The organism is Paenibacillus thiaminolyticus, assembly GCF_003591545.1.
Taxonomy (GTDB): domain Bacteria; phylum Bacillota; class Bacilli; order Paenibacillales; family Paenibacillaceae; genus Paenibacillus_B; species Paenibacillus_B thiaminolyticus_A.
Window position 1 is genome coordinate 15,832 of record NZ_QYZD01000002.1, and the last position, 13,786, is coordinate 29,617.

Below are 13,786 nucleotides of genomic sequence, written 5' to 3' on the forward strand. Positions count from 1 at the left end.
CCTATGCCCTCGGATCGCCGGCGATATTTGGTCTAAAGCCCGTCCCTGTTACGTACACATGAGATCGTAATGGGCTTGAAGCCTTGCTTCTTCATTTACGGCCAAAGGGGTGACCGCCATGTTCTCGTTCCGCACATCGCCTGCTTCCCAGCGGCTGTCCACGCTCATCATGGGGGGCTCTGCGGTACTATTGGTGCTATGCATCATCGCTTATCCGGATAAATCCTTTCAAGCCTCTTTGCAAGGGCTCAAGGTCTGGTGGACCATTATATTCCCGGCCCTGCTGCCGTTCCTCATTCTGTCCGAAATGTTGAAGGCCTACGGCTGGGTGCATGGCATCGGCGTGCTGCTGGATCCGTTCATGCGGGCGCTGTTCCGGCTTCCCGGGATCGGCGGCTGGGCCTGGTCCGTCGGTTGGACAGCAGGATATCCTGCAGGCGCCGAAGCCGTCGTCCACTTGCGGAAAGACAATGAATTGTCCCGCCTTGAAGCGGAGCGGCTGCTCGGGCTGACTCATGCCGCCAGTCCTATTTTCATGATCGCCGTCGTCGGAGTCGGCTTCCTGCAGCAGGCCGAATTGGGGCTTATTATTGCGGTTGTGCACTGGGTTTCTTCCCTTTTTATGATGTTTATTGTGCGTTGGGCGGGAGCTTTTCATCCCGCTGCGGATCGCCTCCACAGGCGGCGAACGGCCCCCGTTGCTTCCAAGCCGCTATGGAAGCGGATGCTGCAGGCGATGGAGCAGGCCCACCGCCGGGACGGACGCGCGTTCGGCCGGCTGCTCGGCGATTCCGTCACTTCTTCCGTCCAAACGTTGATGATGATCGGCGGATTTATCATGATGTTCTCTGTCATTGTCCAGGTGCTGCGGCTTGCTGTCCCCCAGCAATTCGGCGTATATTTGCTGAACGGCCTGTTCGAGGTGAACCTTGGCACGCATTCGCTCGGCTCGGCCGCCTTCCGTTCTGCTCTCTTCCAGACCGCCCTTATCGGCGCCGTCATCGCATGGAGCGGAATCAGCGCCCATCTTCAGGTCCATAGCTTGACCCGAGGAACCGACTTGCGGTACAGCCGCTTTTTCCTGATGAGGATTCTCCATGCCGCGTCTGCCTTCCTGCTCACGTTCATCCTGTGGCATCCGCTTCACAACCTCTTGCGGATTGCGCCGCCGGAGCAAGAAGCATTCCGGTTGCTGGATGCCGGGAACGGGCTCGGGGAAGCTCCTTCCTCCTGGATTCAGCGCCTTGCCGAACTGGCTTCTGCGCCAGGATGGCTGCAATCGTTGACGCTTGTTCCGATTCTATGTATCTTCCTGCTCATTGGCATGGCCGTGTCGTTCTTTATCGGACGATGGCAACGCACCTGATCGACGGAGCAGATCGGAGCCGCGTTCAATGCTTATATCTATTCCGCAGCGCCGTCTCGACCTCCGGGGCCACCAGCTCGCTAATATCGCCGCCATAATGGGCGATCTCCTTCACGATGCTGGAGCTGAGGTAGGAATACTTCGGATTCGTCATCATGAAGATCGTCTCTACCCGAGGGTTCAGCTTCTGGTTCGTTGAAGCCAGCTGCAGCTCGTATTCAAAATCCGTGACCGACCGAATGCCGCGGACAATCACATCGCCGTTCTTCGCGTCCATATAATTGACGGTCAGATCGCTGAAGCTGTCCACCTCTACATTGGGCCACCGCTTCGTCACCGTGCGCAGCAGCTCAAGCCGTTCTTCAATGGAGAAGAGCGGCTTCTTGCTCGAATTGTTCAGCACAGCGACAATCAGCCTGTCGAATTGCCTCGCCGCCCGCTCGATTATGTCCAGGTGTCCGAGCGTCACCGGATCGAAGCTGCCCGGATATACGGCAGTCCGGGGCCGGCATGCATGCTCGTAGTTGTCTGTCATCATTCGTAAGCCTCCTTAGAAGGCGCATCGCACCTATTGGCACATAGGCGGGCGCCTCTTTGTTCTGTTCGATTGCAACAGAAGCGCTTCCTTATTCTCCGGAAGCTTCGGTATCCACGAGGTATATCGATACCGCGATATCCCCGTAATCCGCCTTCTTCCAGATCGAGAGCGGACCAATGCGCTCGGAATACACATGGGATGCGTCATGCTCGACGACAACGATGGCGTCATCGCTTAGCAAGCCGTTATCCCACATCTCCATCAGCAGCTCGTCCGCATCCTTCAACCGGTACGGAGGATCAAGAAATACATAATGAAAGGAAAGATTCCGCTTGACCAGCACCTTGAGCGCCCGCCTCGCATCGTTGCGGTACACTTCGGCCTTGTCAGCCAACCCCGTGGTCGTCAGGTTGCCGCGCACCACCTCGACCGCTCTCGCATCCTTATCGATGAATACCGCCCATTCCGCTCCCCGGCTCAAGGCTTCAATTCCCAAGCCGCCCGTTCCGGCGAACAGATCGAGCGCACGGCCCCCCTCGAAATAAGGACCAATCATGCTGAACAGCGCTTCCTTCACTTTATCCGTCGTCGGCCTAGTCCCCATGCCAGGCACAGGCTTCAACGCACGGCCTCTGGCCGTTCCCGATATCACTCTCAGTTGTCTCACCTTCTCTTCTTTCCGCCAGCTTCCATGCAGCGATCATGCCGCATATTCGACGTTAATCGTAACATACATTTCCCAATTTTGAAAAATGAAATCCGCAATGCGCCGCCGACTTCGTGCAAAATGAAAAAAAGTTATCCGGAGTATGTATATATTTCTCCCGGCTGGCAATCCTTAAAGTATCGACATCATTGAATGTCGTAGACAACCGCGGAGAAGACTTACGTTTCCCCATAAGCTCTTCGTCCGGTTTCTCCTCTCCCATGAGGGCGTCCCGCAAGGGGCGCCCAATTTATTTTTGTATTAAACCCCTGTAAATACGGGGTTATAAAGGATTCTTATATCTGGAATAATTCATTTTCTTATTTATTGGGGACCAATTGGGGACCGAATGTGAGCCAAAAAAACATCCCTTAGCTTTCGTCATGAAATAAATCATCCATTATAATTTCAAGTTCTAGTATGGCTTCCCTAAGAAGTGGATCAATGATACTTTCTTCATGATGGATAATATTGAAGAGTTCATTAAATTTTTTACGTTCTTCGTGGCGTTGTCGTAAAGTATGTGTCCTAGCAGCGGCCGTCACTTTACCTATTTTGTACTAAATTTTTGCACGCCTGTACACTCAAGTCCATCCTTCGGATTTTCCCATATGTTCATGTATTATTGGACATAATTCGTAATAACTTCGCGGTTAAATTATGTTTTTAGGGATACCAGGATGTTTATTTACAAATGCCTCGCACAAATAATGTGACATCGTGCATTTCTTAGGTTTAACACCCGCCGCGTAAAAAAGCGCATGTCTAGTTATTACATCAATATAGGTTACGTTTTTTACGTTAACAACAACGTTACGATCAACAACTTCATAAATATGCCCGCTGGCGTTTAAAGCATTCACCCAGTATCTAAGCGTACCAATCATAAAATATTCCCTTCTAGTGGTATGCACGATGATTCGGTCGCTGCTACATAGTGTAGAATTTAACCATTTACAAAAATTAATTAGGGTGACTGTCTATGGATCTGGTACTTCGATTTTTTGCGTTATTAATGGCGGCCTCTTCATGGGTTATAAAGCTGGAACGGCCTTTAAAAGCTTCACTAGCAAATTTCAATGGGAACGAATCAAAGCAGAACCGAAAAATTTGAAAATAATCTTGGCGGAGTTGAAGCTTGAACATGTAAAGTCTCGGAAAAGTCTGGAGGTGTTAGTCAGTCCAGTATGGGATTAACCAATAGAAAAGAGCACTCAGGTTCCGAGTGCTCTTTCAGTAGTGGCGTATCGTCAAAGAGTTACCTCTCATGTTCATTTGCAAAATCAAATGATTATTAGGCAAGCTTGTTAAACGACAAAAGAATTTAATTATTCCAGGGGATGAACAAGCAGGCTCTGACTCCCCTCACTGTTGTTCCCACACCGAAGATTTATCCGGAATCTCCCCTTTTGTCCACCATTTAGCCATGTAGACTACACCGTTATAAGTAACCTTATCTCCGCCCTCATAGGATTTATTGCTATTCCATGGCAGGATAACTTCCGAAAGTAATTTCCAATTATCGGAACTTCCAGGAGTATTTCCTTGGGTCCAGTACTTGGCTTCGTAATCGAATCCTTCGTACTGAACTCTGTCTCCTTTATTATATATCTTATCCCTATTCCACTGTTCGTAACTGGACGAACTCTCTTGCTTTGTTTTTACCACGATTTCATTACTATCTTCGGACTCGTTTCCTTTTACATCAATCGATTTAACCGTATATCGATATTCCGTATCGGCTTCTACATTTGTATCTGTGAATTCAGTCGAAAAAACCCGTGCTCTCCAAGAGCCATTGCGATAGATATCGTACCCTATTATATCGCCTTCAGAAGGATTCCACTGGAAAGTCACACGATTGGACTGGATATCTGTTGCTTGTAGCCCTGTTGGAGGGGCCAGAGCAACGTCATCCATATTATCCCTATATTCCCAAATTTTCTTATCCAAGTCCGGTAAGGAGGCTAGTAGCTGTTTCGTTTCTTCGGTCACCATTAACCCCCATTTTTCAAAGAATGGTGTTAAATTTCTATTGGCCGTTTGGGATGCGAGTCGAATAAACCGTTGTTGTTTCACGGCATCAGATCCAGGTTGATCGGTTAATTCCCGATACGCTTTATGCAAAGAGGGATAGAAATTGTTACCATAGGCTAAATCTAATTGCCAAAACATAGCAAGTTTAACGAATACATCATCAATCTTGTTAAAGTCATTGTTTTCTTGCCCTAAATAATCAAACACTTTGTCATAGATCTGATCTTCTTCAAGCCGGCTATTGTTCCCAAAATAACGCTGAACTGACAGGGAATAGATGTTATTTGTTACCTCTCCTAAACCGGACCAATCCATCACATCCATCTGATTCGTATGACCGACCTCGTGCCAAGGTCCCCAGCCATTTCTTTGAAAGGTATCTGAATTAAGAATTCTGTCCATTGCATCGCTGGCATACGCCGTATGATTGAAAAAAGCATACATCCAGTAACCAGATTCGCTTGTTTCACGCATATGATGTTTCATTGGCGCAGGCTGATGAATGACATTCGAACTGTCCAATCCCGCCACGCGATACTGTTCTTCAATGGCTTTATCATGCGCCCGCATAAGTTCATTTGGTGATTGTACGAGTGATATACTCTTGCTTCCGCCTGTTATAATCACGTGTTTACTAACCAGTTCGAATCCAGGAGCATTAGGATGAGAGCGCTTTATCATTTCCCAGTCGTCATCTGTATGCTTGCCCAAAATAAAACTCGGCAATTCTTGTCCTCCTGAAATCGTTACAGTTACCGGGTTCTGTGTTGGTTCTGATTCGTTTATTAAATGAATAATGCCGGTCCCATCCGTGATGACATTTCTTCCTTTTCGAAGGGTAATTCCGGGTTTATTTCCTTCGGAATAATTGGTTAGGACGATCGGCGATATTATATACTGTGGCATAACGGATTGATCCGTGCTTGGGTCCACATAAATTTCAATCACATCATTCATGTTTTTGTAGATGCCCGTCGGTTGTCGATTACTCGGTCCAATTTTTACTTTAAGCCGTTTACGGACGTCGTAAATCGAGCCTGTTTGCTCCAGCTTCATTGATATCTCTTGTTGTGGAGCCACCGTTTGACTTTCCTTGGCTTCAATTTGAGCATAAGCTGGAACCGTTGCAACTGTGCTCCCGACCATTAGAGCGGATAAAGCGAGCGGCAAAAGTATATTCGTTGTTTTCTTCACAGACATTCCCCTCCATTTGTTAAAAACATGAATATGTTTCATGAAATCAGGTCGGCAATACTTGGATCTCTTTGTTGCTTTTTTCCCCTGTTAGGACAACCAATAGACTTCAGAAAACTCCTCAAAAAAATGCTGCCTTTCATTACCTGTAGACTCAAATTCCATGCAGGAAAAATGTAGGATACTCACTTCACCATCCTTTCAAAGTAAAAAAAGAAAAATAAGTTTAGAAGAAGTAACTTGTGAAAAAAAGTATAATATAATTGTATATTAATTCCTTATAAAAAAAAGTTGTGAAAAAGTTACAGATTGAAAACTGGATATAACGATAATAATTATCACATCTAAAACTGTCCTTCCGAAAGCGAAGAGTCAAAGTAATAGTAGATGAAGAAGACTGTTATATCGAAGGAATTCAAACTGAACTAATTGGACCACCGGAGCAGGGCCCAGATTGAAGACAAACTCCCGCGAAATACTGCAGCCGCGGAAGTTTTTTATGTTTTTTGTCATATTTCAAATACGAAATTGAAATTATAGATGGGCACCGGGCTTCCAGAGCCAGGTCGCCATTTTTTGAGGTTCATGGCTGCAAAAACAAGCATCGCTTGCGTGGTGACCCTTTTTTTAGTCCTCGTAAGGTCGTCAACCGCATACCATACTTCTCCATTAAATCAGCAAAAACTTGCTCTTGCTGACCTCCATAGCCGGTGCATCGCTTGCGATTGCTTCACACCATTAATGTTTGCAACCTTTTGCCCCCGAGGCAGATCGATTTTCTTACCGGCTGTAGTCTTCACGGTGACGGTTTTCCACTTGTTGTCCATTCGACCTTCTCGCCTAGCGCTTGGCTGACGACATATGTACAGCTGTTGGCCACGTCAAAAAAATGGCTTTTATATAAAGCTACGAAATGTAAAATATCTTTAAAAAATGCTTAATGCTTATCGTTATATTCTGTGACCAAAAGAGCATATTTTACAATATCCCCCTGACAGAAAGCGCCTTCATAAATATAATATAAATGCGCGCGCAAACTAGTACTTAGGGAGTGAAAATTATGAAAATTCGATTCAAACAAAAAAAGCTTTCTCTAATGACTCTGGGGATCGTGCTGGGTTTATCAGGTAACATGTTTTTTGGAAGTAATGCCATGGCTGCTGCAAACATCACAGACGTGGATACGCAAATGAACAAAATTTCTGATTTTTATTATAAAAATGAGTTTGATTGGAAGTATATGCCTGGTGGTGTGTATCGTTATATTAGATTGGATAGTAAAAAAACAGTTATGGACTTAGACTTAAAAACAAGTCCCTTAAAAAATATTACGTATAGTGATTTAACTCCAGAATATGTTGGTGAAAATGAATTCGACAATACGCATAATCCTACAGAGGGAAATTTCAAAACAGTATCTTATTCTCATGCAGTTACAAACTCCGCTAGTACGACTGTTTCTGAAGGATTTAAAGTAGGAGGAAAAAGCACGATTTTTAAATTACCTGTTTTATTAACAGGTGGCATTGATATTACCGCAGAATTCAACTCTGCAACCAGTACGACAAATACAGTTATAGATACTAAAACTTTAACTGTTCCACCACAAGATATTAAAGTGCCAGCTGGTAAGAAATACTTGGTTAAAGTGGATATGGCAAAAAAATCATTTAGTGGAGATTTAGACTTTTCTGCAACTGGGAAAAATGTGAAATCAACACTTAACATGTTAGCAACTTATTCTGGTGCAGGATTTCCACGCCGAAATCAATATCCATCGGTTACTTATGCAACAGCTGATATGTGGAAAAAATTATCGAATAGTCAACAAAGTCAAGTAGGTGGGGTGAAATTTGATTCGAGTAAAAATCTTCTATTAACCGGGAAGGCAAAGGTAAACGGAATTTTCGGAAGTAAGTTGCGCGTAACCGTTTACGATATTACAAATAAGAGTGGTATCCAACCTCGATCAGCAGAAATTGATAGTGAAATGAAAGTAGTATCCCAAAAATTCATAGATTTAGAATGAGATGAGTATAAACTAGGTCCATAGCAATAAAGACTGTCCCCCAGACTGTCGACGAATCCTGTCGACAGTCTGGTTTTTGCACAGGCTTCTCGCAGCGCACAGATGTGTATACGCCGTCAATCCATTTCCCCTTCATTCCGGCCATACACTGGCACAGGGATTCATCCTTCGGCTTCGCTGCTGCCGGCTTCTCTGCCCGTTGTAATCCTCTCTCCAGTCCTTCACGCGGAGCCTCGCGGAATTCTGGAACGATGAATCGCTAGCTTTCCCAGATACCATTTCCTGAAAAGCTTTCAACTCACGCCGTTCGCCCCCCTAACCGGCTGCCAGGACAAAATACGTTCGATCCTAAACGGGCGCCACTCCCCAGCTGTCAGGCATGTTGCGTGCAGCACGCCGTCGCAGGCACGGCGCACGATAATTCGTCGTTGCGAAATGCTGTCATTGCATTGATCCAACCTCATTCCCATCACCCCGAACATTCGTTCTCCAATGATCACAGTATATGCGAATGAATGTTCGATTATCAATGGAAATAACCTGAAGCGAAAATATTTCACAATAAATTTACATTATTTCATTTTTTTAGAATTAATTATTTAGACAATCATCTCTTATCTCTGTATATATGACTTATACAAATAATCTTATGAGGTGGTTTTTCTTGAAGAAGCAAATCATATCAACACTTATGAATAACTCGACTTTGCGTGAACTTCCCGGATAGATAATCTTTTACGGCTTGGAGCTTGAGTTCCGTAGAATAACTTCTGTTGTGAGCGAGATGTTCTAACCCTTTGTATCCGTATTGTTCATAGCGATCTCGCCATTCGATGTGTGTTGTTGCTCCTATACCGTACATTTTAGCGGTAGTCTCTATTCCCCCTTGGCCGCTTTTAAGTGCCTGTAACACTACAAGTTTTTCTTGTACACTCCATTTTTTTCGCATGATAAAAACTCCCCTTAAAGCAGAAGGTTTTATTATTTCACCTGTCTACTTTAAGGGGAGCACATCACTTCCCCAACGGCTCTTGTTCTTTCCCTTTTAGTTGAAGCATCCGCTAACCTTAGATGCAGTCATAAGAATTCCAGTGAATTTAATTAATTTTGACACAAATATACCCTCCTTTATTGATAATATCTATATTCTGTATTTCATTATAAATACCACCCATTTCATGCAATTATAATTATTTAAGATATGGATAGCGTAGGTAAGAACAAAAAAGGAGCCCCACCAGCACAATGCCAGCAGAGCTCCTTTTCACCGGTTCCTCCGGATTTGTATACATTATTCCAAATAAAATAGCCCTGCTGAAGAGGCAGGGCATGTAATGAAGCTGCTCCATGGGTATAGACGCAGGTCTTGCCAATAATCTTACTAGAAGATAAATGCACGAGAAATAATTACAAGCAAGATAAACAAAACCAGAATTACACCTGTAGAAGTAAAGCCTCCGAATCCACAAGATCCACATGAGAAGCCTCCAACACCTCCAACAACGCCGCTCATAAGCCAACCTCCTCTCTTCTAGGTACTCATATGATATGAAATGAGCCGCGTTTTGACTTGGCTTGGACCCATTAAGAGAAAATTAGGCTTTGTCCGTTGACAGGACAACTTTCTTTACTTTTCCGTCCCACGTTGCCCGGGCCCCTTCCGCCTCTGCGACCGCCCGAACATGGGCGTATTCGCTGCCGCCGATGAACTCTCCCGGTACAGGCACGCCATTGAGCAATGCCGTTTTGGTCTGCTGGTTCCAATTTACTCGGCAGCCAAGCGCTTCGCCTACAACCCGGACCGGGGCGAGATCAGTCCATTTAAGCTTCCCTCGCCACTCTTATTACCGTTGACTTCGAACCCATCATTTCGGAGTTTATTACAAATCTTTAAAGTATTTTCAAAAACAAGGACACGATCCGTCATTTTTTGGTATACTCAAAAACGTCATTTTTTGACAAGGAATATACGTCATCCAGCACCATATATAGACAATTTAGCTGTGTGACGAGATAAGGGGGAAAGACATTGCTTAATCTCAACCGAAGCATGAACATGAAATGTATGGACGACAGCATTCCTTAACCGATCGTGAATGCATCCAATTTAGTTTTTTATGAGAAGGAGACGAACATGAAAAAGTTTATTGCCTTGATGTTATTTTTTATCCTTTCATTCACAAGCATACCTTTTGCTTCTGCTCAATCCATTGCTAATTGCAATTTACATTGTTTCTCTGCCGGCACGCCGGTGCAGACCGAGGCGGGATTTAAGCCGATTGAACAAATTCGCGTTGGAGATGTCGTTCAGACGAAAGATGAAACAACGGGAAAAACAGGGTATAATACGGTTGTTGAATTGTTCCAAAGACAAGCAGAAGTAACATATCACATTTCCGTCAAAGGAATTACGATAACTACAACGGAAGAGCATCCCTTCTGGGTGCCCGGTCAAGGTTGGGTAGAGGCAAGGCTCCTAAAGGTAGGAGATCTTCTTCAGAATCCAGAAGGCAAGCCCTATCCGATCGACCGGATCGAGATTAAGAATAACAGCACAACCGTATACAACTTCCGTGTCGAAGGAGTACATAATTATTTCGTAACCGAGTTAGAAATATGGACTCATAATTGTGGAGCCGGGGCAAGAAGTATACCGATGAGGGCGCCTTCAGGAGGAGGCTATAGTCAGGCGCCTAAGGGGACGGGTAACAGTGCACAAAATATAGCACAATATGAAAAGTACAAAACCCACCTCACACAAACAGAAAAATACGGAAACTCTCAAGTAAGGGAGCTACCTGACGGAAGAATAAGGTACTATGGAGAAGTAATGCCTGCTAAAAAACTTGGTGAAATGATAGGAAGAAGATTGGTTAGAGAGTGGAGTCCGCAAACAAATAATAAGAGAACATGGCATGAGACTTTAGACCAGTCTGGTAATATAAGACAGGTTAGACCCGACACTAAGTTTACTGGTGGTAATAAAGTTCATTATCGATTCGATAATAATAGAAACTACATTGGACAGTGGTGATTCACTTGAAACAACCGACAAAAGAAGAAGTTCTTAGTAAATTATTGTCAATTTTACAAGGCAGTTTATCAAGGGAAGAAGTAGCTGATTGGGCTTCCGAAATTGTAATGCAAGATGAGCCCATTGTAACGGATGAAGAAGTTTGGGAGCTTTTGAAAATCACCTCAGGAGTTGATATAAAAGACTCGCCAGACGAATACTTACATGTAGAACAAGATATTATGGATTGGATAAATAAGTTCAAAAGTTAAGAATTGCTTTAACCTTGATTGGCTTCGTGCCTTTCAAGGTTTCTTTTTATTGTAGTAATGGATACACACTCTCATTTCGTGCTAAGTAAGAGCCGCAGGAATGATCCCACGGCACGTTATTCTTTGTTGAACTACTATCATGCAAAAAAATCATATTTTTTTGTTTTACATAATAAAACCCCTACAAAAACTGGGTTTCCATACCGATATATTTAGTGTAAGGAACATTACAGTTTCTTTCATTACATCAAGGAGGTGACTAATATGTCTATTTTTATCGCTGTTTTGCAATTTATAGGTGAATCCATTCCTAAGCTGGTTGAACTGCTTCAACAATTTGCGTAACACCTAGCGTAGCACCTAGGCCCATGAATCGGTTTATACCCAGCCTGGTTCATGGGCTTTCCTTATACAACTAGGGAACAGCGCTTTGAAGCAGTTCAACCCGTACCGATTAACCGATACATTTTCAATATAATCTATTTACCCGAAGACTTCAACATGCGATCTACGATAACAGCAATTTCGGCCCGCGTGATCGTTTCGTTCGATGCGAATCCCGTATTACAGCCATTCATGATCCCCGCATCCATAACGCGCCGGATCGACGCCTCCGCCCAGTGCCCTTCACAATCCTGCTGCTTCGGTTTCTCCATTGCTTGTATCTCCTTTAAATACTGCACTAATTTGAGTCCATATGATGTGAGATCGCGCCCATTTACCACCCAACGCTTCCACCATCTTGGCCGTGCCATGCAGATAGGCAAAGTGCCGCGGATCGGGAGTGTTGGCCCGCGGATATCCGCCTACACGGTTGTCATGCATAGCAGCCGAAAAAAAGGACATTATTATTGAACCTTTCATTTTCGTAAGTTATTAACAATACTATTTACAATCATATCTTTATAATATTATAGTGTAGTAGAGTTAAATTATACCAAAAGGAGTGACGTTTCATGAAAAAGACCATTCTTTCTTTAACCGCTGTGCTTGCAATATTTGCAAGTGTACCTGTTTATGCATCTCCTGTTGTTGATTCTGCTTCGGAAGTATCGGTTAATGAGGTAGTATCAGTCAAACCCACAATTAATATCATGTATCAGTCGAAGGAACCGGGCAATGACGTATATATTTATGATGGTTCATATCCAATGCCTGAAATTATTATCTCTAAGCTAAGTCCGGGTGAGTCCAAAGTAGTTGAATACGTTAAGCTACGTAAAGGACAAAAATTATGGATAGATGCAACGTGTGGTAAGACTTTAGCTGATGGCTCAACAATTATTGGTTATTCAAATGATAAAATAGAAATAACTGCTGATAAAGACGGATACTATTTAGTCGAAGTCAGCGCTCCAAATTCAGATGTAAAGGAGTACCGTATTGTAGCTGAATTTGGTATAGGTTAAATATAAACGTAGGACATGGACTCATTACTCCATGTAAAAAACACTACGCATTCAGAAGATGATTCCTATATTGGCTATTGGTTAGGGATCATCTTCTTTAGTGTCCACCACTGACTCATACCGTTTCACAGCCATGGGGGCCTTGCCTCCCCCTTACTTTTTAACACCAACTCGAGCCGCAGGAAAGATCCCACGGCTCTTGTCGTGCAACAGGGAGCAGGCTCGGCCCCAGCCCTTATTTCCCCATCTGCTTTAACATGCGATCCACGATAATAGCAATTTCGGCCCGCGTAATCGGCTCGTTCGGCGCGAATCCCGTGTTACGGCCGCCCATGATCCCCGCGTCCATCACTCTTCGGATCGAAGCCTCCGCCCAGTGCCCTACGTAATCCTGTTGCTTCGACTGCTCCATTCCCTGCATCTCCTTCTCAATCATTTTCACAAACTCGGACCATCGTGGCAGTATCCAGGACGGACACGCCTTCCCGCTCCAATGGCGATGCGGCACAACACAGCTGACCGCAAGTCCGTGACGTTTGCACAGCAGCACGATCAGCTCCGCCGCTTGCTGCCACGCCTTCGCCTCGTCCATTCCCTGGTACATACAGACTTCAATGCCGGTAGATGTCGTATTGCCGGGACCGTTGCCGTCACCAGCATGCCATCCCTGCTCACCGTTAACATGCGTGTCTGTTCGCCCACTGCCATGCCCCCTTTGCAATCAAATAGCCCCCTGGTATCCCGAGGGCATAAATATAGCGCCTGCTCTATGGCGTGGCGCTTATTGCTTCGTTTCTATGATTTCTTTACACTCTTCATCCGAAATGTACTTTGGCACATAGGACTGAAGCTATTCTTCGTCAGCGAAACCCTTTTTCCAACAGTCAAACAAGAATGCATAGAATGGACTCTTCATTGTTCTTTACCTTAGGCATCCATCATACCCCAGAAATTAATATATTCGTTCCTTGATAGGTCTCATTTATCAAGAAAATGAATCTCGCCAGCCGCTGATCGAACCGATAAACCCGGGATCTTCGATAATCAGACCGATACTCTGTGAAGCCGCAGGTTTTACCGGTTGTCCGTCGATCCGGGTGCTTCCCGCGTTAAGCTGCATAAACCCGCAAGTACATTTGAAAATAATCGTTTTGCCTGAGCCGTTCCGCCCAATGATGCATGTATCCGCCGGGCTACTAATTTGACGGTTACCCGGAAAAGC

15 protein-coding genes and 1 pseudogene are annotated in these 13,786 nt (G+C 44.6%); 5 read left to right on the top strand and 11 right to left on the bottom strand.

The genetic code is table 11. The features are described from left to right. The first annotated feature begins 118 nt into the window (after positions 1 to 118). On the top strand, positions 119 to 1,366 hold the full coding sequence (locus DQX05_RS03110; RefSeq protein ID WP_119790810.1) for a nucleoside recognition domain-containing protein: 1,248 nt from the start codon (positions 119 to 121) through the stop codon (positions 1,364 to 1,366). A 25-nt stretch (positions 1,367 to 1,391) separates the two neighbouring features. Here the strand turns inward: DQX05_RS03110 and coaD are convergent, their stop codons facing one another. The 5 genes and pseudogenes from coaD to DQX05_RS33010 form a co-directional block, all read right to left on the bottom strand. Further along, positions 1,392 to 1,901: a pantetheine-phosphate adenylyltransferase gene (gene coaD / locus DQX05_RS03115; protein WP_119791410.1), complete on the bottom strand. Its 510-nt coding sequence runs from the start codon at positions 1,899 to 1,901 to the stop codon at positions 1,392 to 1,394. 91 nt (positions 1,902 to 1,992) lie between these two features. Then, complete coding sequence (rsmD, locus tag DQX05_RS03120) at positions 1,993 to 2,562, bottom strand: 16S rRNA (guanine(966)-N(2))-methyltransferase RsmD (RefSeq protein WP_119791412.1); 570 nt, start codon at positions 2,560 to 2,562, stop codon at positions 1,993 to 1,995. Between the two features lie 701 nt (positions 2,563 to 3,263). Beyond that, entirely contained in the window at positions 3,264 to 3,497 is a 234-nt protein-coding gene (locus tag DQX05_RS03130; RefSeq protein WP_119790812.1) for a hypothetical protein, read from the bottom strand. Between the two features lie 478 nt (positions 3,498 to 3,975). Beyond that, entirely contained in the window at positions 3,976 to 5,841 is a 1,866-nt protein-coding gene (locus DQX05_RS03135) for a M60 family metallopeptidase (protein ID WP_182914605.1), read from the bottom strand. Positions 5,842 to 6,375: 534 nt separating this feature from the next. Then, positions 6,376 to 6,532: pseudogene (locus DQX05_RS33010) on the bottom strand (transposase); the annotation flags it as partial. A gap of 369 nt (positions 6,533 to 6,901) precedes the next feature. On the opposite strand from DQX05_RS33010, the gene DQX05_RS03145 reads away from it, so the two are divergent. Next, positions 6,902 to 7,870: an ETX/MTX2 family pore-forming toxin gene (locus tag DQX05_RS03145; protein WP_119790816.1), complete on the top strand. Its 969-nt coding sequence runs from the start codon at positions 6,902 to 6,904 to the stop codon at positions 7,868 to 7,870. Between the two features lie 682 nt (positions 7,871 to 8,552). On the opposite strand, the gene DQX05_RS03155 is transcribed toward DQX05_RS03145, so the two are convergent. From DQX05_RS03155 to DQX05_RS03160, 3 genes are all read right to left on the bottom strand, one after another. Then, complete coding sequence (locus DQX05_RS03155) at positions 8,553 to 8,819, bottom strand: transposase (RefSeq protein ID WP_119790820.1); 267 nt, start codon at positions 8,817 to 8,819, stop codon at positions 8,553 to 8,555. A gap of 432 nt (positions 8,820 to 9,251) precedes the next feature. Then, complete coding sequence (locus DQX05_RS31350; RefSeq protein WP_220483152.1) at positions 9,252 to 9,383, bottom strand: YjcZ family sporulation protein; 132 nt, start codon at positions 9,381 to 9,383, stop codon at positions 9,252 to 9,254. 82 nt (positions 9,384 to 9,465) lie between these two features. Next, entirely contained in the window at positions 9,466 to 9,609 is a 144-nt protein-coding gene (locus DQX05_RS03160; RefSeq protein ID WP_259391757.1) for a copper amine oxidase N-terminal domain-containing protein, read from the bottom strand. A 395-nt stretch (positions 9,610 to 10,004) separates the two neighbouring features. Here DQX05_RS03160 and DQX05_RS31640 point away from each other — a divergent pair, with 395 nt between their 5' ends. Continuing rightward, on the top strand, positions 10,005 to 10,904 hold the full coding sequence (locus DQX05_RS31640) for an HINT domain-containing protein (RefSeq protein WP_259391758.1): 900 nt from the start codon (positions 10,005 to 10,007) through the stop codon (positions 10,902 to 10,904). Positions 10,905 to 10,909: 5 nt separating this feature from the next. Continuing rightward, positions 10,910 to 11,155 carry a DNA-binding protein gene (locus tag DQX05_RS03175; RefSeq protein WP_119791416.1) on the top strand — a complete coding sequence of 82 codons (246 nt, stop codon included), beginning with the start codon at positions 10,910 to 10,912 and terminating at the stop codon, positions 11,153 to 11,155. Between the two features lie 479 nt (positions 11,156 to 11,634). Here the strand turns inward: DQX05_RS03175 and DQX05_RS03180 are convergent, their stop codons facing one another. After that, entirely contained in the window at positions 11,635 to 11,811 is a 177-nt protein-coding gene (locus DQX05_RS03180; RefSeq protein ID WP_119790822.1) for an S-layer homology domain-containing protein, read from the bottom strand. A gap of 300 nt (positions 11,812 to 12,111) precedes the next feature. On the opposite strand from DQX05_RS03180, the gene DQX05_RS03185 reads away from it, so the two are divergent. After that, positions 12,112 to 12,564: a small-conductance mechanosensitive channel gene (locus DQX05_RS03185; protein WP_119790824.1), complete on the top strand. Its 453-nt coding sequence runs from the start codon at positions 12,112 to 12,114 to the stop codon at positions 12,562 to 12,564. 235 nt (positions 12,565 to 12,799) lie between these two features. Here the strand turns inward: DQX05_RS03185 and DQX05_RS03190 are convergent, their stop codons facing one another. Further along, complete coding sequence (locus DQX05_RS03190) at positions 12,800 to 13,285, bottom strand: N-acetylmuramoyl-L-alanine amidase (RefSeq protein ID WP_310735638.1); 486 nt, start codon at positions 13,283 to 13,285, stop codon at positions 12,800 to 12,802. Between the two features lie 264 nt (positions 13,286 to 13,549). Continuing rightward, positions 13,550 to 13,765 (bottom strand): ATP-binding cassette domain-containing protein, encoded by a 216-nt coding sequence (locus tag DQX05_RS33015; RefSeq protein WP_119790826.1) that lies wholly within the window; start codon positions 13,763 to 13,765, stop codon positions 13,550 to 13,552. Positions 13,766 to 13,786: the final 21 nt, after the last annotated feature.

Excerpts from the sequence above, each read along its gene's own strand:
- DQX05_RS03180 (WP_119790822.1), bottom strand. The coding sequence starts at position 11,811 with ATGGAGAAACCGAAGCAGCAGGATTGTGAAGGGCACTGGGCGGAGGCG.
- coaD (WP_119791410.1), bottom strand. The coding sequence starts at position 1,901 with ATGACAGACAACTACGAGCATGCATGCCGGCCCCGGACTGCCGTATAT.
- DQX05_RS03145 (WP_119790816.1), top strand. The coding sequence starts at position 6,902 with ATGAAAATTCGATTCAAACAAAAAAAGCTTTCTCTAATGACTCTGGGG.
- DQX05_RS03110 (WP_119790810.1), top strand. The coding sequence starts at position 119 with ATGTTCTCGTTCCGCACATCGCCTGCTTCCCAGCGGCTGTCCACGCTC.
- DQX05_RS03185 (WP_119790824.1), top strand. The coding sequence starts at position 12,112 with ATGAAAAAGACCATTCTTTCTTTAACCGCTGTGCTTGCAATATTTGCA.
- DQX05_RS03155 (WP_119790820.1), bottom strand. The coding sequence starts at position 8,819 with ATGCGAAAAAAATGGAGTGTACAAGAAAAACTTGTAGTGTTACAGGCA.
- DQX05_RS31640 (WP_259391758.1), top strand. The coding sequence starts at position 10,005 with ATGAAAAAGTTTATTGCCTTGATGTTATTTTTTATCCTTTCATTCACA.
- DQX05_RS31350 (WP_220483152.1), bottom strand. The coding sequence starts at position 9,383 with ATGAGCGGCGTTGTTGGAGGTGTTGGAGGCTTCTCATGTGGATCTTGT.
- DQX05_RS03130 (WP_119790812.1), bottom strand. The coding sequence starts at position 3,497 with ATGATTGGTACGCTTAGATACTGGGTGAATGCTTTAAACGCCAGCGGG.